A 23,721-nucleotide genomic window follows, 5' to 3' on the forward strand; every position below is an offset into this window, starting at 1 on the left:
CTCAGACCTGCTCGCGGTCGCGGACGGCCGCCACGACGCGCTCGACGGCGTCGGCCACGGGCACGCCGTTCTCCTGCGTGCCGTCGCGGTAGCGGAAGGACACGGCGCCGGCCTCGGCGTCCTCTCCCCCGGCGATGAGCACGAACGGCACCTTCTGCTTGGCGGCGTTGCGGATCTTCTTGCCGAAGCGGTCGTCGGAGACGTCGAGCTCGGCGCGGATGCCCTGGGCGCGCAACCGGGCGACGACGTCGCCGAGGTAGTCGTCGAACGCGTCCGCCACCGGCACCGCGAGCACCTGGACGGGGGCGAGCCAGGCCGGGAACGCGCCCGCGTAGTGCTCCAGCAGGACGGCGAAGAACCGCTCGATGGAGCCGAACAGCGCGCGGTGGATCATGACGGGGCGCTGCCGCGAGCCGTCCGCGGCGGTGTACTCCAGGTCGAACTTCTCGGGCAGGTTGAAGTCGAGCTGGATGGTCGACATCTGCCAGGTGCGGCCGATGGCGTCCTTGGCCTGCACCGAGATCTTCGGCCCGTAGAACGCGGCGCCGCCCGGGTCGGGCACGAGGTCCAGCCCGGAGGCCGTGGCGACCTCCTCGAGGGTGCGGGTCGCCTCCTCCCACGCCGCGTCCTCGCCGACCGACTTCTCCGGGTCGCGGGTGGACAGCTCCAGGTAGAAGTCGTCCAGGCCGTAGTCCTTGAGCAGGTCGAGCACGAACGTCAGCGTCGTGCTCAGCTCGTCGCGCATCTGCTCGCGGGTGCAGTAGATGTGCGCGTCGTCCTGGGTGAAGCCGCGGGCGCGGGTCAGGCCGTGCACGACGCCGGACTTCTCGTACCGGTACACGGTGCCGAACTCGAACAGGCGCAGCGGCAGCTCCCGGTAGGAGCGTCCGCGCGAGTCGAAGATCAGGTTGTGCATCGGGCAGTTCATCGGCTTCAGGTAGTAGTCCTGGCCGGGCTTGCGCACGGTGCCGTCGTCGTCGAGCTCGGCGTCCAGGTGCATGGGCGGGTACATGCCGTCGGCGTACCAGTCCAGGTGGCCCGAGGTCTCGAAGAGCCGGCCCTTGGTGATGTGCGGGCTCGCGACGAACGAGTAGCCGCCCTCGATGTGCTTGCGCCGCGAGTAGTCCTCCATCTCGGTGCGCACGATGCCGCCCTTGGGGTGGAACACCGCGAGGCCGGAGCCGATCTGGTCGGGGAAGCTGAACAGGTCCAGCTCGCTGCCGAGTCGTCGGTGGTCGCGCCGTTCGGCCTCCGCCAGGCGCTCGAGGTAGGCCTTGAGCTCGTCCTTGCTCGGCCAGGCGGTGCCGTAGACGCGCTGCAGCTGGGGATTCTTCTCGCTGCCGCGCCAGTACGCGGCGGCCGAGCGCATGAGCTGGACGCCGTTGCCGATGAGCTTCGTGGAGGGCAGGTGGGGGCCGCGGCAGAGGTCCGACCAGACCACCTGCTCGCTCTCGCGCCCGGCGCCGCGGACGTTGTCGTAGATGGTCAGCTCGCCGCCGCCGACCTCGACGGAGACACCCGAGTCGTCGGCCTCGGACGACCCCGAGGCGCCCTTGAGCCCGATGAGCTCGAGCTTGTAGGGCTCGGCGGCGAGCTCGGCGCGGGCCTCGTCCTCGGTGACGACGCGGCGCCGGAACGTCTGGCCCTCCTTGACGATGCGCGCCATCGCCTTGTCGAGCTTCTTGAGGTCGTCGGGGGTGAACGGCTCGGCGACGTCGAAGTCGTAGTAGAAGCCGTCGGTGACGGGCGGGCCGATGCCCAGCTTCGCGTCCGGGTTCACCTGCTGGACCGCCTGGGCCAGGACGTGGGCGGCGCTGTGGCGCAGCACGGCGAGGCCGTCGGGCGAGTCGATGGTCACGGGCTCGACGACGGTGCCCGGCTCGAGCTCGCGCGCCAGGTCCAGCAGCTCGCCGTCGACCCGCATGACGACGACGTCGCGCCGGTCCGCGAAGAGGTCGGTGCCCGTCGTCGTGGTCGCCACCGTCACCGCGGTCGTGGGTTCGGTGGTGTTCATGACGTCGGACACGGTGGGACTCCCTGTGCTGGTTCGGGGGTGGTGGGCGCCCACGGCAGGACGCCACGCAGCGCCACGGCCCGGTGGCGCCCCTCGATGGTACCGACCCGGCGCCGACCGCGGCCACGCGTGCTGCTGCGGCGCGGTGCCCGGCCGACGACGGCGGGCCAGGCTCCCGCCCCGGCAGCCGGTCGCTTGCCCGTGAACATCTTGTGAAGGACTTCACAACCGATGTCGATGCAGGTCAGGAGATGTGGTCTTACCATAGGAACAGGCGCCGGAAAGGGCGTCACGCACCGGCCGCGGAACCCCGCGACCCGGACCACGGAGGGGAACCATGACCACCACCGCCCGCACCACCACCGACCGGACCGGAACCCGCGGCGTGCGGGTCGTCGGGCTGATCGCCCTGATCGCCGGCGTCCTGATGATCGTCGCCGGCGCGGTCACCTGGGCCACCGTGAGCTCGCAGCTCGACGCGCAGAACATCACCGTGTCCGAGGACGCCGCGTTCCTCGCCGGCGACACCGTCGACGGCCCCTTCTCCGCCTACGCCCAGGCGCAGGTCATCGACGAGCACGCGCTCGCCGCCACCGGCGGGCTCACCTACGCCGAGCTGGACCGCGAGGACCCCCTGCGCGACACGGCGATGAACGCCTCGTTCCTGCGGGCGTCCCTGTTCACCTCGGTGGTCGCGTACGGCGTCAGCGCCCTGGTCGTCGGCCTCGGCGTCCTGTTCGGGCTCGTCGGATGGTCGCTGCGGTCCCTCGCGAGCCGCCCGGTGCCCGCCGTCGAGGCCGGCGCACCGCGCGCGACGGTCTGAGCGCTCCGCGACCAGGGCCCGCTCCCCCCACCGGGGGCGGGCCCTCGCCGTGCCGGTACCGAGCGGGCACGATGGCACGGTGGAGCACAGCGAGCGCCCGACCACCGACCCGGCCACGACGGCGGGTGCGGCGCACAGCCTGGCCGAGCTCGACGACCGCGTGACCGGCTGTCGCGCCTGCCCGCGCCTCGTCGCGTGGCGGGAGAGCGTCGCCGCCGACCCTCGCGCGGCGTTCCGGGGACAGGACTACTGGGCCCGGCCGGTGCCCGGGTTCGGGGACCCGCGGGCCGCCGTCGCGGTCGTGGGGCTCGCGCCGGCCGCCCACGGCGCCAACCGCACCGGCAGGATGTTCACCGGGGACCGCAGCGGCGACTTCCTGTTCGCCGCCCTGCACCGCACCGGGTACGCCGACAGCCCCACCTCGACGGACCGGGACGACGGGACCACCCTCACCGGGATCCGGCTCACCGCGCCCGTGCGGTGCGCTCCCCCGCAGAACCGACCCACGCCTGCCGAACGCGCCCGGTGCGCGCCCTACCTGGCCCGCGAGCTCGAGCTCCTGGCCCCGACGCTGCGCGTGGTGGTGACGCTCGGTGCGATCGGCTGGAACGCCACGCTGTCGTTCCTCGCCACGTCCGGCCGCGCCGTCCCACGACCGCGACCGCCCTTCGCCCACGGCGCCGAGCTGTTCCTGCCCCGCGACACGGGCCGTCCGCCGCTGACCGTGCTGGGCTGCTATCACGTGTCGCCGCACAACACGTTCACCGGTCGCCTCACCGAGGAGATGCTCGACGACGTGCTGCGGCGCGCGGGCGAGGTGGCTGCCACGGGCGGCTAGAGTGCGCTGCGTGACCAGCTCCCCCGGACGGATCGAACCGCCGCTGCGCGCCGACGAGGCCACCACCCTGCGGGCCTTCCTCGACTACCACCGCGACACGCTGCGCTGGAAGACGTCCGGCCTGTCGGCAGCCCAGCTCGATACACCGCTGGCGCCGTCGACGATGACCCTCGGCGGGCTGGTCAAGCACCTCGCCTACGTCGAGTCGAACTGGTGCAGCGTGGTGCTGGCGGGGCACGACCCCCTGCCGCCGTTCGACACGGCGGACTGGGGACAGGACCGCGACTGGGACTGGCACTCGGCGGCCGCGGACTCCCCCGAGGAGCTGCGCGGCACCTACGACCGGACGGTCGCCGCGGCGGACCGCCTGCTCGACGCCGCCCTCGCCCGCGACGGGCTCGAGACCCTCTCGGCCCGCGAGGACCGCCACGGCGGCGGTCGCTTCACGGTGCGCTGGATCCTGACCCACCTGGTCGAGGAGTACGCCCGGCACAACGGGCACGCCGACCTGCTGCGGGAGTCGATCGACGGGTCGACCGGCGAGTAGGGCTCAGGCCGGCCGCTTGCCCCGCTGCGTGGCGACGATCTGCTCCGAGACGAAGGCGACGACGACGGCGATCAGCACGACCGGCGCCATCGCCGTGGCGCTCGGTCCGAGCAGCAGCACGACCAGGACGGCCGAGGCCACGGGGAAGGGCAGCACCGAGGCGGTGGCCGCCGCCATCCCGGCAGCCATCGCGGGGATCGCGCCGTAGCCGGGCAGGCCGGACACCAGGACCCCCGCGGCCGCACCGAGCAGGATGGCCGGGAAGATCGCACCGCCCCGCAGAGCACCCAGCGACACGCCGTACCCGATCGCCTTGAACACGATCAGCGCGACCAGCACCCACAGGGGCCACGCGGCCGGGTCGGACGCCAGCGGCTCGAGCATGCCCTGGCCGCTCAGCGCGACCTCCTCGGGGGACCGCCCGGTCAGCAGCGAGTAGGCGCCGGCGCACAGCCCGACCACCAGCGCCGCGCCGACGGCGTACTCGAACGGTCGCCGGACCGCCCGGTCCCGGGTCCACCGGCCCAGGTGGTGCACCTGGCGCACGGCGAACGCGATGACGACGGCGACCGGGACGGTCCACAGCACGTCGCCGATGTCCGGGCGGACCGGACCGTCCAGCGGCGGCAGGGACAGCGAGGAGATCTCCAGGCCGGTCCACGCCCCCATCCCGGTGAAGACGAGGAAGCCCACGCCCGACGAGAGCAGGCTGGGCAGCACCACGCGGGCCAGCTTGGGTCCCGCCAGGCCCGCGGCCTCGAGGACGAACACCGCGCCGATCAGCGGGTTGCCGAAGATCGCCGCCAGCGCCGCCGACGCGCCGGCCACGGTGATCAGGGCTCGGGCGCCCGGGTCGTCGAGGGACGCGAGCGGGCGCACGAAGAGCAGCGCGCACGCCGAACCGAGCGCGAGCAGCGGCGCCTCCGGCCCGAGCACGGCGCCGAGCGGCAGCCCGGCGAGCGCGGCGAGCAGGATCCCCGGCACCATCCGGGCGGGCACCGGCTCGATCCCGAGCCCGTCGATCGGGACGTGCCCGCCGTGCCCCGGCATCCACCGGACGGCGACGCCGACCAGCACGCCCCCGACGGCCAGCCACGGCAGGGTCCACCACCACGGCACCTCGGCGTACCCGAGCGACTCCGGCAGCGACTCCCACACGCCGTGCTCGATGGCGTGCAGCAGCGCCAGGAACCCGAACGCGACGAACGAGACGGGGATCCCGATGGCGGCCGAGAGGCCCAGGACGCCGACGTAGCCCCGGTTGCGGGCAGCGCGCTGCTCGTCGGACAGGCGCTCCTCCTCGGGCACGGCGGGCGCGCCGGCGTCGTCCGTGGTCACTGTGCTCCTCCGGCGCCGGCGCGCCTGCGCTTGGGCCTCACCCCAGGATCTTGGCCTTGGCCGCCGAGAACTCCGCGTCCGTCAGCAGCCCGGCGTTCTTCATGTCGCCGAGCTTCTGCAGCTGGGCCATGGTGTCACCCGTGCCCGCGCTGGAGGCCGCGGGGGCCTGGGCGAGCTGCGCCTGCTGCGCCTGCTGCTGGGCCAGCATCTGCTGCATCTGCTGCTGCTGGGCGAGCTGCTGCTGCTGGGCGTTGTAGGCGTCGGCCGACGCGCGCTGGTCGGCCCGGCCGGCCGCCCGGTTGTTCATGCCGCGGCTCACGGCGTTGGCCGTCCCGGTGATGACGGCGGTGCGGGCCATCGTCCCGATCAGGCCCGGTCGTCCGACTCGTCTGGGCATCTCAGTCCTCCTCGCTGATCGCGGCGGCCAGCTCCTCGAGCGCGGCCGGCGGGACCGTGGTCATGTCGATCAGGCGTCCGCCGGCGTCGCGGATGGCCGACGTGAGCCCGGTGGCCCACGTGTGCTCGAAGACGACCATACCCACGGCCGAACCGGGCACGAGCTCCTCGGCGATGGCGTCGACGTCGTCCTCGGCGAGGAGCCCGCTCGGCTCACCGACCAGGTCGGCGAGCTCGGTGCCGGCGTCGGTGGCCTCGAGCCACTCCACGTCGCCGTCGGTGTCCTTGCGGATCGCCAGGGCGTCCAGCACCGAGATGGTGCCCGCCGACTGCAGGCGGGCCAGCTCGGCGAGGATCTCCCCGGTGAAGTCGCTCTGCGGGAACTCGATGAGCACGAGCTCCACGGGTGCGGTGGATGTCATGTCCTCCCTCTCCGTCCGTGGGGCGACCGATGACGTCGCACGCAGCGCCGTGGATCCGGTGTCCAGGAGCGAACCTGCAGGTCACCCGGCTCGATCATCGACCCCCGCGCAACCGCGCGCAACACGAGCGCGGCAGGTGGTCCGCGGCCGGTCGCGACCGTCGTGTGAGGGCGTGTGAGATCACTGTGAAGGTGGCCGTGTCCCGGCCGACACGCCGGACGGCGCGTCGCAGAATATCTTTGTGCGCAGCAACGACACCCCGATCTTCGACGCCCTCGCCCGCGAGTTCGAGACCCGCCGCCCCCTGGCGCAGGTGGCGCACGCGCTGGGCGGGGACGCCCTCGGCGACCCGCTGACCCGCACGCACGCCACCGACGTCTCCTTCACCACGTCGTCCGGCGGCCGGACGCTGCCCCGCCGGGCCCGCGGCGACCGGTCTCGGTGAGGCCGTCCGGAAAAAACTTCATCGAAGTGCATCCAGTTCGGCCTCCGCGCACGAACACCTGGTGCAACGACAGCACAGTCCTGTCCACGGCGGACAGGGCGAGACACCAGGAGGACCTCATGCGCACCCACCGACTCGCCACCGCGCTCGGCGCCACGGCGCTCGCCGCGGCGACCGGCACCGCGTTCGCCCTGCCGGCCGCGGCCGCCGACGGCGACGCGATGCTCTCCGTCCTGCACGGCGTCCCGGACACGACGGTCGACGTGTACGTCGACGGCGAGCTCACGCTGGACGACTTCGAGCCCGGCGACCTCGCCGGTCCCCTGGAGCTGGCCCCGGGGACGTACTCCGTGGCCATCACCGCCGCGGACGCCGAGGACGACTCCGAGCCCGTCATCGGCCCGGTCGACCTCCCGCTCGAGGCGGACATGAGCTACACGGCCGCCGCGCACCTGGACGCCGAGGGCTCGCCCACCGCCACCCTGTTCACCAACGACACGTCGCAGATCGCGGCCGGCGAGGGTCGGCTCACCGTCCGGCACGTCGCCGCGGCCCCGGCCGTCGACGTGCTCGCCGGCGGCGACCCGGTGATCGAGGGGCTGGAGAACCCGGACGAGCAGGTCCTCGACCTGCCGGCCGGCACGGTCTCAGCGGCGGTGGCCGCCGCGGGGACCACCGAGCCGGTGCTCGGACCGGCCGACGTCGACGTGGCCGAGGGCGTGAACACCATCGTGTACGCCTGGGGCTCGCTCGACGACGACTCCCTCGCGCTGGCCACCCAGACCGTCGAGGGCATGCACTCCGCACCGGGCGGCGTCGACGCCGGCACCACCGGTGAGGCCGCTGCCGCCTCGCACGGGTTCTTCAGCCCTGCCGTGATCATCGCCGCCATGACCGCTCTGGTCGCCCTGGTGACGGTCGTCGGCGTGCGCACCGCGGTGCGGGTGGGCCGCGAGAACCGGTGACGAGGATGTCCTCCACCGCGGCGGGCCGGGCACGTCGTCCGGTCCGCCGCGGTGCCGTCCTGATCGCCGGCCCCGCCCTGGCGCTCGCACTGGCGGGGACGGTGGCCGTCGCGTTCGAGCAGGAGGAGTCCGTCGGCGGGCAGGTTCCGCTGAGCGAGCCGGCGGCCGTACCGTCGGCGAGCGTGGCGCAGAGCCCTGCGCCGACGCCGTCGTCCGAGCCGGCGGCGCCCGCCGAGCCCGTGACGCGGGTCCCGGTCCGCGACGCCGCGCCGCCGCAGGCGGTCGACGTCGCCGCACCCGTCCGGGTGCAGGTGGCGGACACGGTGGACGTCGACGTGCGTCCCGTGGGCGTCGACCCGGACGGCACCATGGAGCTGCCGGGCTCCGGTGACGTCGCGGGGTGGTACCGCTTCGGTGCCGCACCCGCCGACGAGGCCGGGACCACCGTCCTCGCCTCCCACGTCGACACCTCGGAGGGCGTCGGGGCGTTCGCGGCACTCGCCGACGTCGAGCCGGGCGACCGGGTCCGGGTGACCGACGCCGACGGCGCGGTCCACGACTACACGGTCCGGACCGTCGAGCGGTTCCACAAGTCGGGGACGCCGCTCGAGACGATCTTCGACCGGACCGGTGAGCCCCGGCTGGCCCTGGTCACGTGCGGGGGACGCTGGGACGCGGACGCCGGCCACTACGAGGACAACCTGGTCGTCACGGCGGTGCCATGATGCTTCTGACCCGCCCAGCCGCTAGGTTGTCGGCACGGACGCACGACGCGACCACTTCACGACGATCACGGAGGTCACGTGACGACAGTGGCCGAGGGCGCCACGCCCCCGACCGGCGACCCCGACGCCGAGGTCGCCGCCGCGTTCGCCTCGGGCAGCGAGGACGGGCTGGCGGCCGCGTACCGCCGCTGGTCACCGCTGGTGCACACGGTGGCCCTTCGCTCCCTGGGCGAGGCCTCGGACGCCGAGGACGTGACCCAGCAGGTCTTCGTCGCGGCGTGGCGGGGACGGGAGGGCTACGATCCGGCGCGTGCGAAGCTCTCGACCTGGCTCCTGGGCATCGCACGCCACAAGATCGCCGACGTCCACGCCGCACGTGAACGGGTCCGACGCCAACGCCAAGCCGCGGAGGCGTTCGCTCCGAACCCTGTCGGAGAGATGGACCCGGTCGGAGCCCCCGTCGTGGACCGTGCCCTGGTGGCCGACGAGCTCGCACAGCTCGGCGACCCGGCGGGCACGATCCTGCGACTGGTGTTCTACCGCGACATGACCCACAGTCAGGTCGCCGAGGAGCTGGCTCTGCCCCTCGGTACCGTCAAGAGCCACGTCCGACGAAGTTTGTCCAGGCTGCGCACCCGATGGGAGGTGGATGGTGCAGCACGTTGATCCCGAGGTCCTCGCGCTCCTCGCGCTCGGGGAGCAGGACGCCGCGTCCGAGGCCGAGCACGTCCACCTGCGCTCCTGCCCGCAGTGCCGGGCCGAGGCCGACGAGCTGGCCGTGGTGGCGTCCCGGGCGCGCGCGGCCGGCGAGGAGACCCTGGTCGCTCCCCCGGACCACGTCTGGGACCGCATCACCGCCGAGCTGGCGCCGGAGGCGTCCGCCGCGGGCCGCGGACCGGTCGACGGCGGCACACCCGCCACGGGCACGGACCGCGGTGCCGAGGTGGTCGACCTGGCCTCCCGCCGTCGTCGTCCCGTGCTGTGGGGCGCGGTCGCCGCGGGCGTCGCGCTCCTGGCGGGCGTCGGCGGCGGCGTCGCCTGGGAGCGGGCGCAGTCGCCGCTGCCCTCCCCTGCGCCGACGCCGGTGGCCGTCGCGGAGGCCGACCTGGAGGCGCTGCCGGACTGGACCGGGTCCACGGGCCGCGCCGTCGTCGAGGAGCTGCCCGACGGCGAGCGGGAGATCCAGGTGTCGCTGGGCGGGACCGACACGTCCGCCGACGGCTACCGGGAGGTCTGGCTCATCGCCGAGGACCTCAGCGGCATGGTGAGCCTGGGCATGCTGGAGGGTGACGACGGGGCGTTCCCGGTGCCCGAGGGTCTGGACCTGGAGCGCTACTCCCTGGTGGACGTCTCCGAGGAGCCGTTCGACGGCGACCCGACGCACTCGGGCGACTCGATCGTGCGCGGGGGCCTGCAGCAGGCGTGACCGGTCGGGCCCGGCATCTCACAGGACGCTGATGCCGTCGCCGATGAGCTTGGCGCCGAGCACCACCAGCAGGACGGCCATGATCACCGCGTCGTGCCGGACCAGCCAGGTCCTGATCTCCTCGAGGCGAGGTCCGGCCCTGTCGCCGGCCGCGAGGTAGACCACGACGGGTGCGGCCACGCCCAGGCTCGCCGCCGCGGCGAGCACGACGGCGGCCATCAGCGTCGCCGTCGTGTCCGCCGTCGCGCCGGCGACGCTCACGCCGGCCGAGACCGCCAGGAGCAGGTTCTTCGGGTTGACCCCGGCCAGCAGCGCGGCGAGCCCGGCGGAGCGCACCGGGGTGAACGACTCGACGGCGGACATCCAGCGGGGCTGGTCCGGCGCGCCGTCCCCGCGGGGCCGGGCACGCCAGCGCCGCAACGCCAGCAGGAGCAGGGCCGCCCCGAGAGCGATGCGCAACCATCCGGTCCACCGTGCCGGGTCGTGGCCGGGCGCGGAGGTCTGACCGGCGGCCAGCGCCACGACGAGGACCACTGCGGCGACCGTGACGGACCAGGCGGCCAGGAACGTCAGCGCGTTGGCCCGGGGCCGGCTGCTCACCAGCATCAGCGCCACCGCGACCACCGGCAGCGGGCTGATGGCGATCCCGACCGCGACCGGGAGGGCCGCACCGATCGCTGCTCCCATGGGCACCTCCGTCGCGGACACCGCCGCGCTCCCACGCTACCGATCGCGGCGGGCACCGGCACGCGGCATCCTGACCGACCGGAGGCTGCCGGACCAGTGCGTACGCTCTGGCACCCTGGATCCCTCGACCCCAGAGGCCATCATTCACCCGAACAGCGGAACGTCCACCGTCTCCCACGAGACAGCGCCGTCAGTGTCCTGGGCATCACAGGCCGCCCGTGACGTCCACCTCGCCGTCGCCCTCAGCTACGTCCCGGACGGCGCATGAGCGACGCATCGAAAGTCTGCAGCGGGAGCGGCCGGTCCGCGACCGTGACCGGGTGGATGACGGCGACACGGGTCGGCCTCCTCGTGGGCCTGATCGAGCTGCCGACCGGGCACGCCGCCCTGATCCTGGCCTGGAGCGGTGGCCTCCCGATGGGCCTGCTCGTCATGGCGGGTGTCCTGGTAGGCCTCGTCATCGCCTCCGCGCTGACCATACGCCGGGCCGGAGGGACATCCTTCCTGGGACCCTTCGCCGTGCTCGTCGGAACCGTTCCGCCTCTCGTCCTCCTGAGCCATGGAGGGCTGGAGGGTGGACGCTGGGCGTTGTCGATGGCGATCAGCAGCCTGCTCGCCACGACGGTCGCCGCCCTCGCGTTCCCCGCGACCCGCCGCCCGGCTGCCCTGGGCTCCGCAGTGTTGCTCGGCATCCCGGCGGTCGTGGCCGGCGTGGCAGCGGTCGTCGGCGTTCTCGACGACTATGCCGAGCGTGCAGCCGTCCTGGCGCGCCCCTACAAATTATCGGGTGACTACACCGAGTCCTATCTGTCCACCGGGCCCGACGGCTCGTCGATCGCGGTCTACGAGCTCGCGGACGGCGGCGAGATCCACGTCGCTTCCACCGCCTCGATCGACGACGATCTGCCGACGAGCGATCTCAGCACCGGTCCGTGCCACACGAAGACCTCGGACATCACGCAGAACCGGTGGGTCGAGTGTGACGTCGTGGACGCCCCGTGGCTCGTGCTCAGCGCACATGACGGCGCGACGTCAGAAGACCTCGTCGCCTGCGCCGAACACCTCGAGCCGATGTCGAAGTTCAGCTTCTACCGCTCGTTCGCGCGCGGCTACATCGAGGTGATCCCGGGCTAGCGCCGAACCAGTGACCTCTTCGGTGTGAAGGGCTGTCGCATCGTTGGTCACCAGGTCGGATGCGCGAGATTCCGCAGCCCTTCGTCGATGGCTGTCGGTCGCTGTCGGGCCTACGGGGAAACCGTAGATGCCCACTTAGGTGCCCAGCGCTCGACCTCGCTCCAATCCCCCGTCTTCGCCGCCGTACCGAGCGCCTCGACGTCGACCGCCGGGACGAGGTCTTCGAACCGGCCGACGACGGCCTCGAACTCACCGGGAACCCCCGCCGAGATCCTGCGCACGGCGACCTCCATCAGGACACCTCCACGTCGGCGATGCGGATCGAGACGATCAACGGGTCGCGGACCGCGCGGCCCTCGTCGTCGCGGACGTAGATCTCGCGCAGCCGAGGCACCAATAGTCCCCCGACGCGCACATGCTCGGACATGTACTCCACGCTCGGTGAGCTTCCGGCGATGTCGACCTCGTAGTCGCGTCGACGCAGGACGCCGTCCGCGTCGGCGTACAGCGTCTGGACCGGTGTGTGCGTGGCGAGGGAGGGTGGATAGGTCACTCGAAGGCGCTCCCACGTAGAGCCGTCGGGCTCGGCCCAGGGACCGAGCTCTTCGGTCGTGACCCCGGGGAGCAGGAACGAGCCGGGTTCGGTGTTGTAGGTCCACATCGCGTACCCGGTAAAGTACGCGAGCTGGAGCCGGTTCCACGGAGTCGTCAGCTCGTGCCCGGCGAACGATGCGCGTGGGTCGTCGAGAGCCTCGACGACGGACCCATCCTCGCGGCAGATCTCCACCCGGCCCGGGGTGAAGTCGGTGTGGAGGTCGGGTTCGCCGAAGTTGTCGAGCCGAGCGTGCTCACGGTCGAGGTTGACGGTGAACCGTCCTTGCTCGGCGATCCCTGCGACGCCCTTGAGCGACCAGAGGACTCCCCCGAAGTCACGGACTGCGGCGAGGTGGGAAATCTCTGACCATCGGTGACCGCCGTGCGCGGCGACGATCTTGTCGAGCAGCGAAGTCATCGCATGCTCCCTTCGGTGGGTCGGCTGCCTGGCGTGGGGATCATGGAGTCCTCGTCACGTTGCAAGGCGAGGGTCGGTTGTCGGATTCCGCGCAGTCGTCCGAGGCGAGACATGTCAGCGATCCCCCAGGCCACGATCGCGTTGTACTGCGCATCGCGAACCGCTGTCGTCGTCGGCACGTCTCTGCCCTGGGTGCGCGCGAAGATCCTCCGAAGGGTCTCGGTGCCCGCCGCCCGGGACGTCCCTTGAGGCGAAGATGTAGAGCAGGCTCTCCGCCGTGCTCTCGTCGTAGCGGGACGAGCGGCGGATGTCCTGTGGCCGCCTGTGCATGCGCGGTGTGCCCCGACGGAAAGTTGCCCGCGAGCACTAGCGACCGGACCCCGGTAGGCCGCAGAAGCGCGAGCTCCTGGGCGACGAAGCCTCCCGGAGAGAGGACGAACACGTCGAACTGCTCGACACCCAGCGCGTCGACGACGAACAGCATGTCGGGAGCCATCTGGGCGACGGTGGCAGCCACCCGTCCCGACGACCCGCCGACGCCCGAGAATCACCCCACGCTCGGCGGCGATCGGATCCATCAGGGCGGGAGTCCCAGCCTTCGAGATTGCCTCTGAAGTGCTGAAGGAGGACCACCGGGACTCCGTAGACGCTGATGCCATTCGCCGCGACGACGCCGCGGTTCGGCGCGGTCAACGTGTTCATCTCTCGCTCTTCTCCGGTGCTGGTGTTCGCGCGCTGATCAGTCCGCGATGAAGGCCAGGAGGTCCTGGTCGAGCTGGTCCTGGTAGGCGCCGCTGATGCCGTGCGGGGCGCCGTCGTAGACCTTGAGAGTGCCCTTGGACACGATCTCAGCAGTCTTGAGTGCGGCTGCCTCGATGGGGACAATCTGGTCGTCCCCGCCATGGGCGATGAAGATCGGCACGTCCAGCGCGCGCAGGTCCTCGGTCTGGTCGGTCTCGGAGAACGCCTTCACGCAGTCGTAGGCGGCGACCAGGCTCGCCATCATGCCCTGACGCCAGAAGTCGTCCACGAGGCCCTGGGAGAACGGGACACCGTCGCGGTTGAACCCCCAGAAAGGCAGCGCCAGATCCTTCCAGTACTGCGACACGTCGCCGAGCACGCCCGCGCGGATGGCGTCGAACACCTCGATGGGCGTCCCCTCGGGGTTGGTCTCGGACTTGAGCATCACCGGCGGGATCGCGCCGGCAGTGAAGACCTTGCGGACACGTCCCTCTGCGTACTCGGCGGCGTAGCGAACGACCTCGCCGCCGCCCGTGGAGTGCCCGACGACGACGACGTCGTGCAGGTCCAGAGCCCGGACGAGGTCGCGCAGGTCGCGCGCGTAGGTGTCGATGTCGTTGCCGTGGTAGGTCTGCTGGGAGCGTCCGTGGCCACGGCGGTCGTGCGCGATCGCCCGGAAGCCGGCGTCGGCGACCAGCTTGATCTCCTTGCGCCAGGCGTCCGAACTCAGCGGCCAACCGTGGCTGAAGACCACCGGCCGCCCTTCACCTTGGTCGGTGTAGTACAGCTCGGTCCCATCGGAAGTGGTGATGTAGGGCATCAAAAGCTCCTTCACTCGAGGTGTGCCGCACCAACATGACCGGTGCGACGGCTACGAGGCGAGATCCCCGTCGGCCACCGCCGACGTTACGAGGACCAGCCTGTCCGTGTGATGGCCCTGTCAGGGACACCCACCTCGAGGCCGCAGGATCGCACATTCCGAGTCAGGTACAGATGGGACGGCGTGAGCGACCACGCCGTCCCCTTCATGAGCCGAGGACTTTTACCAATTGAGTGCGGCGACTGATGCCGAGCTTGGCGAACGCGCGGTGCAGGTGGGCCCCGACGGTGCGATGGGAAAGGTAGACCTGGTCTGCTATCGCCTTGTTCGTCATCCCCGTGGCGGCCAGACCGCAGATCTGCAGCTCCTGCGCGGTGAGGACTGCAGCGGCATTGTTCCCCTCGGCCGTCGCACCACTCGCACCACTCGCACCGGCGGCACGCAGCTCCATCGTTGCGCGCCTCTCCAGTGGATCCAGTCCTTGTGCGCGAAAGACGGGGAGGGAGGCACGCAGCTGTTCGCGAGCCGGAAGGATCTTTCGTCGACGCCGTAGCCATTCCCCGAAGTGCAGGCGGGTGCGGGCCAGCTCGACGGCGGCTTCCGCGGCTTCCCCCCGCGCGACCGCTCGCTCGAAGAGCTCCTGTGCACCCGGCCCGTCCGTCAAGAGCGCTTGGGAGCGAAGCAGCAGCATCCGCAGGTGATCGGACGACGTGCGGTCCGCCTGAGGCTGCGCCGAGTCGATCCATGCGGTGACGGCCTGCGTCCGGCCAGATCGCATCGCCGGCTCGGCGAGGTCAGCGCCGGCCCAGAGCGCGATCGGCGCGTTCACGGCAGTCTTCTCGAGCTCCGTGACCGCAAGGGCGTCGTCGCCGTCGTTAGCTGCCGCGATGCCCTTCGCCCACGCCAGGGTCGCCTCCACGCGCGCGAACTGCCGTGGCCCGCCGCGCAGCACGGCATCGGACAACGCCTGGAGGTGCAGCTCGTGCTCTCCCCGTAGCGCCCGGGCGCGAGCAAGGACGGCAGCCGCCATGGCTCCGACGACCCCGAGTCCCATCTGATCGCTCAGATGCAGGGCAAGCGCCGCATCCGTCATTCCCCCGGTGATGTCTCCGCGCAGGAGGCGGACGCTCGCTCTGCCGCACAGAGCTGTCGCCTCGTCCCCGGTGCGCCCGGCGGCGTGATAGGCGTTCTCGGCCGCAGTCCAGACGCGCTCTGCGCCGTCCAGGTCGCCTGCTTCTTCTGCGGCGAACGCGAGGCAGTTCAACAGGATGCCGTCGACCGGGCGCAACGGGCCGCTGAACGACTCGAGCACCCGATCGACGTCCAGTCGAGTCGCCGGTTGCACCAGGACGAGGCCGATCTCACGTAGTGCCTCGTTCTGCCCCTCGGCCCGAGCGAGTTCCTCCGCGATCCGATCTGCCACAGTTGCTGAGCCCTGAAGGATGTACCAGCGAACGGCGGCGAAGACCAGCAGCTCGACGCGGGAGCCGGGGTCCGTCATCGTGATCGCCACGTCGACGAGACTGTCGGCACTTCGCGCATCGGGTATGACGACTGTCTGGCTGAGCATCCACTCGGTCGTCTCGAGATGCAAGATGGTCGCTTCGTCCGACGCGTCAGGGCGAGCACGCCGAACCAGGTCGAGCGACCGGTCGACGACACCAGCCTGGCGCGCGGCTTCCGCAGCGGCGGCGAGGCGCTCGGCACGCGCACCGGGCGCCTCGGTGAGCGCCGCTGCGGCTTCCCAGGCCGCCGACGACTCGGTCCGTGCCCCACGCTCGTCGGCAGATCGTGCGAGCTCGGCCAGGCGCGCAGCGACGTCGTCGTCCCAACCGATCGTCGCGGCCGCGAGATGTTGGGCCGCTCGGCCGCGGTCCCGCACGACAGCGGCCAACGTGCTGTGTGCCGCACGTCTGGTCTCGGAATCCGCGGCGTCGTACACGGCTGACGAGACGAGCGGGTGACGGAACCGGAAGCCGTTCTCGAGACGCCCCAGTCCCGCGTGCTCCGCGGCGGTCAGGTCCTTCGGCGACAGCCCCGCACCACGCAGGGCAGCCACGAGCTCGTGCGCATCGGCGTCCTCGCCGGTGGCGGCGATGACGAGCGCTGACCGCGTGCGCTCGCTCAGAGCGAGCACATCGGAGTAGAAGGCCTGTTCGAGCCGTTGTGTCATCGGCATGTGGAGGGCTGGACGAGCCGACAACGACGGCACCTGCGAGGCCGAGAATTCCGTGAGCGCAAGAGGGTTGCCGACCGATTCCCGGACGATTCGCTCCCTCTGCGCCGGTGTCGACTCGGGTCGATGCTCGGAGACCAGGGCCAAGGAATCCTCGGCCGAGAGCGGCCCGAGCGCGATGCGAGAGTCGAACACCTCACGAGGGTGCTCGTTCTCGACGATGCGCGCTGTCGCAAGCAGGAGGGCACGGGTACCTCCCAGGCGCGGCGCCAGGAATTGGACCACCTCTGCCGACGAGCGGTCGAGCCAGTGCAGATCCTCCACCGCCAGCAGCACCGGCTGCGAGGCCGCAGCCTCCTCGACGAGAGAAAGCACGGCAATCTGCAGGATGAGCGGCTCAGGAGCCACCCCGTCGAACGTGCCGAAGACAGTCTCGAGGGCCTGTCGCTGCCTGTTCGGCAGGCCTCGAGCGCGATCCAGCACGGGGCGCAGGAGCTGGTGGAGCGCTGAGAACCCCACTCCACTCCGTCCGCGGACTCCCTGGGCAGAGAGAACCGTCCACCCGCGCTCCACCGCCTGATCAACCACCACTGCCAGCAGTGCTGACTTCCCGATGCCGGGCTCTCCCTCGATGAGCACCGAGCGGCCTTGCTCTCGCTGCACCGTATCGAGAGCTCGGTGGAGCTCTGCGAGGTGCTCGTGCCGTCCGTGGAGGGCCTGCTGACCGCTCATGTCGGCACTCTAGACCGGCCGTCATGGTCATTCGACCGATGCGCGGCGCGGGCCGGTATGCATGCCCGAGGTGCAGCGGGGTAGTCGTTTGACCCATACCCAAAAGCATTCAGTACCCCGGACGCTGGACTGGGCGGCGTGGCCCCTCGCATCGACCTTGACAGGAGAGAGCCATGAGCCATCTAGAAGCCCCGCTCGGAGACTTCCTTCGGGCACGTCGGTCCAACCTCTCGCCCATCGAGGTCGACCTGCCGGCCACCGGAGACCGGCGGGTGCCAGGGCTGCGCCGCGAGGAGGTGGCACAGCGGGCAGGAATCTCGTCGCACTACTACCTGCGGCTCGAACAGGGCAGGGACCGGCAACCGTCACCGCGCACCATCGATGCGCTCGCGTCCGCGCTGCGACTCGATCGGCATGGGATCTCGTACATGTCGCGACTGGTCGCTCGCGAGGCCGCCCCACCCCGCGAGAGCGCGCCGGCCGCCGACCCGGTGGCCCCGGAGAAGCTGCTGGCGCCGTACGCGACACAGGCCGCGTTCCTCTCTGACCGCAACTTCGACATCCTCGCGTGTAACGACGTGGCCCGCGCGCTGAGCGCCGGACAGTGGGAGGTCGGAGCGAACCTCGTCGCAAGCGTGTTCAGCGAACGGATGCGGGGAACACTGGACGAGTGGGAGGACTGTGCACGCCGCGTGGTGGCGGCCCTGAGATTCCGCTCAGATCCCTACGACCGCCGTCTCAAGTCGCTCGTGGAGGGCTTGACCGTGCGAGACGCCGACTTCGGGCGCATCTGGGCGAGGCACGAGGCGCACCCGTCCTACTTCCAGGCGTACCGGCAGAAGGTCCCCGGGTTCGGTGCCGTCGACCTGCTGATCCACACCTTCCACGTTCCCCGCTCGCCAGGATGGACGTTGACCGCCGTCGTCCCCGACCCAAGCGCGCAAGCGTCGGCGGCGACTTTCGCCCACCTCAGTGCCCTCGGACCCACGCCGGCGCAGACCGCGGACGTCGCATGAACAGCGCGTCGCGCGTCGTGCCGACCCTGGCGGAGTACCTTCGTGCGCGGCGCGTCACCGTGCGCATCGAGGACACCGCGCTGCTGCACGGGCGCCCGCGACGAGTGCAAGGGCTGCGGCGAGAGGAAGTGGCGGAGCTCGCCTGCATCAGTCCCGAGTACTACCAGCGCCTCGAACAGGGCCGAGACCGCCACCCGACCGACCAGGTGCTCGTGGCTCTCTCGCGCGCCTTGGGAGTCGGCGAAGTAGGCCTGACCTACATGCGCAGGCTCGCCTCCGCCATCGTCGAGCCCGCCGTGGATGCCCCATCCACAGTGTGGCTCCTCCGTCCGCTACTCGACACGTGGTCCGACTCGCCGGCGTACGTCACTGACGCGAACCTCGACATCCTTGCGGCGAACGCGCTCGCCGGTGAGCTCAGCGACGGCGTCTTCGTCCCGGGACGGAACGTCGCGCTGGAGTTCTACCTCGACCCGCTACGACGCTCGCAGCCGCGATGGGACGCCCTGGCGACGATGCTCGCGGGCTGGCTGCGGATGACCGCACGAGACGACGAACCGAGATCAGTGGAGGTGCGCGAGACCCTGCTGACCGACGCGCACTTCCGTGACGTGTGGGAGCGGCACGACGTCAGCCAGATGACAGGCGCCTCCGCCCTGCATCGTGTCGGCACCCTGGGGCCGCTTCCGTTCGAGTTCACCGTGCTCGAGATCTCGGGCGCGCCCGGCCACCTCCTGTTCACTTACCAGGCCGCCGCCGGGTCTCCGTCCGCCGCGGCGCTCAGGTGGGCCCGAGCGCGGACTGCCTCGGGGACCAGCACCACGCCGTGGGTGTCCTCGCGGGGGCCAGGCGCGGCTTCTTCCGTCTCCCTAGCGTCGTAGTTGGCCTTCTCGACCACACCGACGACGGGCCGAGTGCCGAAGAAGGAACGGTGCAGGCGGGGCTTGCGCCGGGGCTCCCAATCGGAAAGGAACCTGTGTGATGAGGACTTCGAGAACACCCATGGGAACGTGGGTGGCAGACGGGTACGAGGTGGTCGCCACCCTCGTCGACAACATGCCGACGGGGCTGACCGTCTCGGACGAGGGTCGGGTCTTCGTCTCCTTCCCCCGGTGGGGGGACGAGGTACCGTTCACCGTCGCGGAGATCGTGGACGGCAAGCCCGTGCCGTTTCCCGACCCCGAGGTCAACAGGTGGACCGGGACCGAAGACCCGGGCGACCACCTCGTCTCCGTGCAGAGCGTCGTGGTCGACCCGGTCGGCCATCTGTGGCTGCTGGACACCGGCGCCCCCTCGTTCGGACCAACCATCCCTGGCGGGGCCAAGCTGGTCGAGGTCGATCTCACGACGAACCGGATCGTCCGGGTGATCCGCCCGCTCGGCGGGATGACACCCACGACGTACCTGAACGACGTGAGGTTCGATCTCTCGCGCGGCCGTGCGGGATTTGCCTACCTCACCGACTCCCAGGCCGTCGGTGCCCTCATCGTGATCGACCTCGACACCGGCGAGTCGTGGGCACGACTGCGCGGACACACCTCGACCCAGGCGACAGACCAGTTCCGCGCTGTCGTGCAGGGCGTGGTCCGCACCGGCTACTCGGTCGGCGCGGACGGTATAGCACTGAGCCCCGACGGGAATCGGCTGTACTACTGCCCCCTGTCCAGCCGGCGACTGTACTCGGTGTGCACCGACGTCCTGCGCGACCAGGACATCGACGACCACGCCGCCGCGGAGCACGTGACGGACCACGGCGACAAGGGAGCGTCCGACGGCCTGGAGATGGACGCCGACGGAACCCTCTACGCCACGGCGTGGGAGCACTCGGCCGTCGTGAAGCGCTCGCCCGACAGCACCTGGAGCACCGTCCTGCACGGCCCCGACCTGCTGTGGCCGGACACCCTCGCCCTCGGCACCGACGGCTACCTCTACGTCAGCGTCAACCAGCTGCCCCGGTCTCCGCTCTTCAACGGCGCCGAGGACCGGGTCCCGCCCTACCTGATCGTCCGGGCCCACGTGGGTGGCCGCCCCGTACGCCTCTCTCCCCCGGCCCCGGCGGCCAAGCCATCTCACTGAGCCTGTGTCGATGAGCACCCGCCCTACTCACTCCCCCACGAGAGGAACAACTGTCATGACAGACACCACAGGAGCCAGAACGTCGGAACCGACGCTCATGCGAGCCATCGGATTCACCCGGAACAGACCGGTCGACGACCCGGACGCACTCGTAGAACGCGACGTGCCGCGCCCGGAGCTCGGTCCCCACGACCTGCTGGTCGAGGTGCGCGCAGTGAGCGTGAACCCCGTGGACGTGAAGCAACGCGCCCACGCCGACGCGCACGGCTTTCGTGTGCTCGGCTACGACGCCGCCGGCGTCGTGGTCGCCACGGGCGACGCGGTGACCCTGTTCGAGATCGGCGACCACGTCTACTACGCGGGAGCTCTGAACAGGCCAGGGTCGAACTCACAGGTGCACGCCGTCGACGAGCGCATCGTCGGTCGCAAGCCTGCCTCACTCGACTGGGCCGACGCCGCGGCCCTGCCTCTGACCACACTCACCGCCTACGAGGCGCTCTTCGACAAGCTCCACCTGACCCCCTCAAGCGCCGGCACGCTGCTGATCGTGGGCGCCGCCGGCGGAGTCGGCTCCATCATGATCCAGCTCGCCAAGGTCCTGCTCCCTGGCGTGCGTGCCATCGGCACGGCATCTCGCCCGGAAACCACGGACTGGGTCATGTCGCTCGGTGCGGACGCAGTCGTGGACCACCACGGGGATATCGCTGCCCACGTCCTCGAGGTGGCACCCGACGGCGTCGACTGGATCTTCACCGCGGCTTCGGCAGTACCCGGCGCGATCGAGGCCTACGTCCGCATCGCCAAGCCCTTCGGTCAGATCGTCGCGATCGACGACCCGAGTCACCTCGACGTCGTGAGCCTCAAGACCAAGGCGCTGTCGTGGCACTGGGAGTTCATGTTCGCCCGATCGATGCACGACGCGGCGGACCTGATCGAGCAGCACCGCATCCTGAACCGCGTCGCCGAGCTCATCGACGAAGGACGCGTCCGGTCGACCGCCACGGAGTACCTCTCACCGGTCGACCCCGAACAACTCATCACTGCCCACCGGATCGTCGAGTCGGGCCGCAGCATCGGCAAGGTCGTCGTCTTCGACGAGTGACCGTCCCGTCCCGAGCACTTCGTCCCCCCTACGCACACGAGCCAGTCCCCATCCAGGAGGAATCATGTCCACTCCGTTCGACCACCTTCCCCACGTTCCCGCACTGACCCTGACCAGCAGCGACCTGGCCGACGGTGCCGAGCTCGCGCCGCCACAGTACTCAGCGATGTTCGGCGTACCCGGCGGCGAGGACCGCTCGCCACAGCTGACCTGGTCGGGAGCACCACAGGGGACGAAGAGCTTTGTCGTCTCCGTCTACGACCCCCAGGCCCCGACGCCATCAGGCTTCTGGCACTGGATGGTCGTGGACATCCCGGCCGAGGTCACCCAGCTCGACGCCGGGGTGCAGGTGCTTCCCGGCACCGCATGGACGGTGAAGAACGACGCCCGTGCGGCGCAGTTCATCGGCGCCGCACCCCCGCCCGGAACCGTCGACCAATACGCGTTCGCGGTGCAGGCTCTCGACATCGCAAGCGTCAAGGAACTTGGCCTGGACACCGAAGCCACTCCTGCCTTCGTGTCGTTCAACGTCCTGCCTCACGTCATCGCGCGTGGAACGATCATCGCGGTCGGCCGACGATGAGCTCCCTCGACACCAGGCGCGTCCTTCTCGTCGGCGGCGCCTCCGGGATCGGACGCGAGATCGGCAAGGCCGCCGCTGCCCAGGGAGCCGAGGTGATCGTGGCGGGGCGCCATCCCGAGGTCGTCACGGTGCCGGAGGGCGGCACCGCCATCGCCATCGACCTCGGTGACGAGGAATCGATCAGACGCGCCGCCGCCCAAGTCGGTGCGGTCGACTGCCTCGTCGTCCTCGCGGCGGACCACGCCAACGGTCCCGTCGAGTCCCTCGACGCCGACCGGGTCCGTCGCGCCCTGGACGCCAAGGTCATCGGGCCGATCCTCCTCGCGAAGCATTTCGCACCGGCCATGCCCAAGAACGGTGTCATCGTACTGTTCTCCGGCGTGGTCTCCAGCCGCCCGAGTGCGGACCTCGTGGTGATGGCCACCGGGAACCGTGCCGCCGAAGGACTCGCGGACGCTCTTGCGGTCGAGCTGGCGCCGATCCGGGTCGTTTCAGTCTCGCCCGGCATCGTCGACTCCGGCGCATACGACAGCATGGGCGAGAACGCCAAGAGGCGTTACCTCGACGCGGCGGCGTCGTCCAACCCCGTCGGCCGGGTCGGGTCGCCCGGGGACATCGCCCAGGTGGTCCTGCTCGCCCTGACCAACCCATTCCTGACGGGCACGACGCTGCACGTTGACGGCGGACGGAGGGTGGCATGACCTCGACCGTGGCTGGCCTGCGCATGGTGAAGCGGGTACCTCTCAACGTCATCGGAATCGCGTTCGGTACTGCGGGCCTCGCCGGGGCGTGGACGACTGCCGCTACGTTCCTCGACGCCCCTGCCGCCGTAGGACATGTGCTGTGGGCCGTCGCTGCAGCAGCATGGTTGCTCATCAGCGTCCGGTACCTCGCCGGGGCGCGGAGCGTCGTGGTCGTGCTCGCGGACCTGCGATCGCCGGTATTGGGACCGTTCGGAGTGCTGTATCCGGTGGTCGGATCGCTGCTGGCGGCTCAACTCGCGCCCCCGCTCCCGGGCGTGGCCGCGGCCGGCGTGCGGTTGATGGCACTGGTGTCGGTGACCTTCGGCGCGTTCTTCGTGTCCTCCCTGCTGACAGAGCCACGCGACCCGGCGGCCCTGCACGGGGGCTATCTCCTGCCCACCGTGGCCGCGACGCTGCTCACGGCGCAATCGCTCGCCGCGATCGGGCAGCGGCAGTGGGCGATAGGGTTCTTCGCAGTCGGGATCCTCTTCTGGGCACTGATCGGGTCCGCGCTCATGCTTCGGTTCGCGACCGGGCCGCCGATCCCTGAGCCGCTGGTGCCGACGCTCGCGATCTTCTCAGCGCCCCCGGCCGTTGCCGGGAACGCGTGGTGGGCGATCACGGACGGTGCACCCTCGATGGTCCACACCGTCCTGGGGGCCGCCATGGTTGCGCTCCTCCTGCCCCACATGTTCCTCGTGCGCCGGTATCTCATCACCAAGTTCGCCATCGGGCTCTGGGCCTTGACCTTCACGGCGGCAGCGAGTGCGGGATACGCCGTACGACTCCTGACCGCCGCCGGGGGCGGAGAACCAGCCGTTGTCGCGGCGTGGGCGGCGCTGGCCCTCGCCACGACCATCGTCGCGGCGGTGGCGATCGGATCGCTCCGCCTGGCGCTGGCGAGCCAGCGATCGGCAGCGCAGTGACAGGCGTCCCGCGTCAGGGTCAGGCTCTCGCGGG

25 protein-coding genes and 1 pseudogene are annotated in these 23,721 nt (G+C 71.0%); 16 read left to right on the forward strand and 10 right to left on the reverse strand.

What is annotated here, in order from left to right; translation table 11 throughout:
- Position 1 precedes the first annotated feature (1 nt).
- Entirely contained in the window at positions 2 to 2,014 is a 2,013-nt protein-coding gene (thrS, locus tag HDG68_RS04775) for a threonine--tRNA ligase (RefSeq protein ID WP_172150347.1), read from the reverse strand.
- A 337-nt stretch (positions 2,015 to 2,351) separates the two neighbouring features.
- On the opposite strand from thrS, the gene HDG68_RS04780 reads away from it, so the two are divergent.
- The 3 genes from HDG68_RS04780 (at position 2,352) to HDG68_RS04790 (ending at position 4,222) form a co-directional block, all read left to right on the forward strand.
- Positions 2,352 to 2,837: an aromatic ring-opening dioxygenase LigA gene (locus tag HDG68_RS04780; protein WP_172149796.1), complete on the forward strand. Its 486-nt coding sequence runs from the start codon at positions 2,352 to 2,354 to the stop codon at positions 2,835 to 2,837.
- A gap of 79 nt (positions 2,838 to 2,916) precedes the next feature.
- Entirely contained in the window at positions 2,917 to 3,675 is a 759-nt protein-coding gene (locus HDG68_RS04785) for a uracil-DNA glycosylase (protein WP_172149798.1), read from the forward strand.
- Positions 3,676 to 3,685: 10 nt separating this feature from the next.
- Positions 3,686 to 4,222: a DinB family protein gene (locus tag HDG68_RS04790; protein ID WP_172149800.1), complete on the forward strand. Its 537-nt coding sequence runs from the start codon at positions 3,686 to 3,688 to the stop codon at positions 4,220 to 4,222.
- Positions 4,223 to 4,225: 3 nt separating this feature from the next.
- On the opposite strand, the gene HDG68_RS04795 is transcribed toward HDG68_RS04790, so the two are convergent.
- Genes HDG68_RS04795 through HDG68_RS04805 form a run of 3 tightly spaced genes read right to left on the reverse strand, consistent with a single transcriptional unit; the run spans position 4,226 to position 6,378 of the window.
- The gene (locus HDG68_RS04795) at positions 4,226 to 5,560 is read right to left on the reverse strand and encodes a chloride channel protein (RefSeq protein ID WP_172149802.1); all 1,335 of its coding nucleotides are present in this window, start codon (positions 5,558 to 5,560) and stop codon (positions 4,226 to 4,228) included.
- A gap of 37 nt (positions 5,561 to 5,597) precedes the next feature.
- Entirely contained in the window at positions 5,598 to 5,957 is a 360-nt protein-coding gene (locus HDG68_RS04800) for an SHOCT domain-containing protein (protein WP_172149804.1), read from the reverse strand.
- 1 nt (position 5,958) lies between these two features.
- Positions 5,959 to 6,378 (reverse strand): DUF6325 family protein, encoded by a 420-nt coding sequence (locus tag HDG68_RS04805; RefSeq protein WP_172149806.1) that lies wholly within the window; start codon positions 6,376 to 6,378, stop codon positions 5,959 to 5,961.
- 241 nt (positions 6,379 to 6,619) lie between these two features.
- Between HDG68_RS04805 and HDG68_RS04810 the strand changes: the two genes are divergently transcribed.
- The 5 genes from HDG68_RS04810 (at position 6,620) to HDG68_RS04830 (ending at position 9,939) form a co-directional block, all read left to right on the forward strand.
- The gene (locus tag HDG68_RS04810; RefSeq protein ID WP_172149808.1) at positions 6,620 to 6,823 is read left to right on the forward strand and encodes a hypothetical protein; all 204 of its coding nucleotides are present in this window, start codon (positions 6,620 to 6,622) and stop codon (positions 6,821 to 6,823) included.
- A gap of 119 nt (positions 6,824 to 6,942) precedes the next feature.
- Positions 6,943 to 7,788 (forward strand): DUF4397 domain-containing protein, encoded by an 846-nt coding sequence (locus tag HDG68_RS04815; protein WP_172149810.1) that lies wholly within the window; start codon positions 6,943 to 6,945, stop codon positions 7,786 to 7,788.
- Positions 7,789 to 7,793: 5 nt separating this feature from the next.
- Positions 7,794 to 8,513, forward strand: coding sequence for a class F sortase (locus HDG68_RS04820; protein ID WP_172149812.1), 720 nt, complete (start codon positions 7,794 to 7,796; stop codon positions 8,511 to 8,513).
- A gap of 78 nt (positions 8,514 to 8,591) precedes the next feature.
- Entirely contained in the window at positions 8,592 to 9,179 is a 588-nt protein-coding gene (locus tag HDG68_RS04825) for an RNA polymerase sigma factor (protein ID WP_343037435.1), read from the forward strand.
- On the forward strand, positions 9,163 to 9,939 hold the full coding sequence (locus tag HDG68_RS04830; RefSeq protein ID WP_172149814.1) for an anti-sigma factor: 777 nt from the start codon (positions 9,163 to 9,165) through the stop codon (positions 9,937 to 9,939). The genes HDG68_RS04825 and HDG68_RS04830 overlap by 17 nt, the downstream gene beginning before the upstream one ends.
- A gap of 18 nt (positions 9,940 to 9,957) precedes the next feature.
- Here the strand turns inward: HDG68_RS04830 and HDG68_RS04835 are convergent, their stop codons facing one another.
- A complete protein-coding gene (locus tag HDG68_RS04835) occupies positions 9,958 to 10,626 on the reverse strand; it encodes a GAP family protein (RefSeq protein ID WP_172149816.1) in 669 nt (222 codons plus the stop codon).
- A gap of 351 nt (positions 10,627 to 10,977) precedes the next feature.
- Between HDG68_RS04835 and HDG68_RS04840 the strand changes: the two genes are divergently transcribed.
- Positions 10,978 to 11,760: a hypothetical protein gene (locus HDG68_RS04840; protein WP_172149818.1), complete on the forward strand. Its 783-nt coding sequence runs from the start codon at positions 10,978 to 10,980 to the stop codon at positions 11,758 to 11,760.
- Positions 11,761 to 11,870: 110 nt separating this feature from the next.
- On the opposite strand, the gene HDG68_RS04845 is transcribed toward HDG68_RS04840, so the two are convergent.
- The 5 genes and pseudogenes from HDG68_RS04845 to HDG68_RS04860 all read right to left on the reverse strand — a co-directional run bounded on the left by HDG68_RS04845 (position 11,871) and on the right by HDG68_RS04860 (position 17,241).
- Positions 11,871 to 12,053 carry a hypothetical protein gene (locus HDG68_RS04845; protein ID WP_172149820.1) on the reverse strand — a complete coding sequence of 61 codons (183 nt, stop codon included), beginning with the start codon at positions 12,051 to 12,053 and terminating at the stop codon, positions 11,871 to 11,873.
- Positions 12,053 to 12,772, reverse strand: coding sequence for a hypothetical protein (locus HDG68_RS04850; protein ID WP_172149822.1), 720 nt, complete (start codon positions 12,770 to 12,772; stop codon positions 12,053 to 12,055). The genes HDG68_RS04845 and HDG68_RS04850 overlap by 1 nt, the downstream gene beginning before the upstream one ends.
- 40 nt (positions 12,773 to 12,812) lie before the next feature.
- Positions 12,813 to 13,304: pseudogene (locus HDG68_RS17645) on the reverse strand (alpha/beta fold hydrolase); the annotation flags it as partial.
- A gap of 207 nt (positions 13,305 to 13,511) precedes the next feature.
- Positions 13,512 to 14,333, reverse strand: coding sequence for an alpha/beta fold hydrolase (locus HDG68_RS04855; RefSeq protein ID WP_172149824.1), 822 nt, complete (start codon positions 14,331 to 14,333; stop codon positions 13,512 to 13,514).
- A gap of 205 nt (positions 14,334 to 14,538) precedes the next feature.
- Positions 14,539 to 17,241: a helix-turn-helix transcriptional regulator gene (locus tag HDG68_RS04860; protein ID WP_172149826.1), complete on the reverse strand. Its 2,703-nt coding sequence runs from the start codon at positions 17,239 to 17,241 to the stop codon at positions 14,539 to 14,541.
- Positions 17,242 to 17,414: 173 nt separating this feature from the next.
- Here HDG68_RS04860 and HDG68_RS04865 point away from each other — a divergent pair, with 173 nt between their 5' ends.
- The 7 genes from HDG68_RS04865 to HDG68_RS04895 all read left to right on the forward strand — a co-directional run bounded on the left by HDG68_RS04865 (position 17,415) and on the right by HDG68_RS04895 (position 23,687).
- Positions 17,415 to 18,257, forward strand: coding sequence for a helix-turn-helix domain-containing protein (locus tag HDG68_RS04865; RefSeq protein ID WP_172149828.1), 843 nt, complete (start codon positions 17,415 to 17,417; stop codon positions 18,255 to 18,257).
- Positions 18,254 to 19,138, forward strand: coding sequence for a helix-turn-helix domain-containing protein (locus tag HDG68_RS04870; protein WP_172149830.1), 885 nt, complete (start codon positions 18,254 to 18,256; stop codon positions 19,136 to 19,138). The genes HDG68_RS04865 and HDG68_RS04870 overlap by 4 nt, the downstream gene beginning before the upstream one ends.
- 121 nt (positions 19,139 to 19,259) lie before the next feature.
- Positions 19,260 to 20,333, forward strand: a complete 1,074-nt coding sequence (locus HDG68_RS04875; protein WP_216647998.1) for an L-dopachrome tautomerase-related protein — start codon at positions 19,260 to 19,262, stop codon at positions 20,331 to 20,333.
- The gene (locus HDG68_RS04880) at positions 20,278 to 21,435 is read left to right on the forward strand and encodes a zinc-binding alcohol dehydrogenase family protein (RefSeq protein ID WP_343037436.1); all 1,158 of its coding nucleotides are present in this window, start codon (positions 20,278 to 20,280) and stop codon (positions 21,433 to 21,435) included. The genes HDG68_RS04875 and HDG68_RS04880 overlap by 56 nt, the downstream gene beginning before the upstream one ends.
- Positions 21,436 to 21,499: 64 nt before the next feature.
- Complete coding sequence (locus tag HDG68_RS04885) at positions 21,500 to 22,018, forward strand: YbhB/YbcL family Raf kinase inhibitor-like protein (protein ID WP_172149834.1); 519 nt, start codon at positions 21,500 to 21,502, stop codon at positions 22,016 to 22,018.
- The gene (locus HDG68_RS04890; protein WP_172149836.1) at positions 22,015 to 22,719 is read left to right on the forward strand and encodes an SDR family oxidoreductase; all 705 of its coding nucleotides are present in this window, start codon (positions 22,015 to 22,017) and stop codon (positions 22,717 to 22,719) included. The genes HDG68_RS04885 and HDG68_RS04890 overlap by 4 nt, the downstream gene beginning before the upstream one ends.
- The gene (locus HDG68_RS04895; RefSeq protein WP_172149838.1) at positions 22,716 to 23,687 is read left to right on the forward strand and encodes an SLAC1 family transporter; all 972 of its coding nucleotides are present in this window, start codon (positions 22,716 to 22,718) and stop codon (positions 23,685 to 23,687) included. The genes HDG68_RS04890 and HDG68_RS04895 overlap by 4 nt, the downstream gene beginning before the upstream one ends.
- The last annotated feature ends 34 nt before the right edge of the window (positions 23,688 to 23,721 follow it).

Source organism: Isoptericola chiayiensis, assembly GCF_013149805.1.
GTDB classification, from domain to species: domain Bacteria; phylum Actinomycetota; class Actinomycetes; order Actinomycetales; family Cellulomonadaceae; genus Isoptericola; species Isoptericola chiayiensis.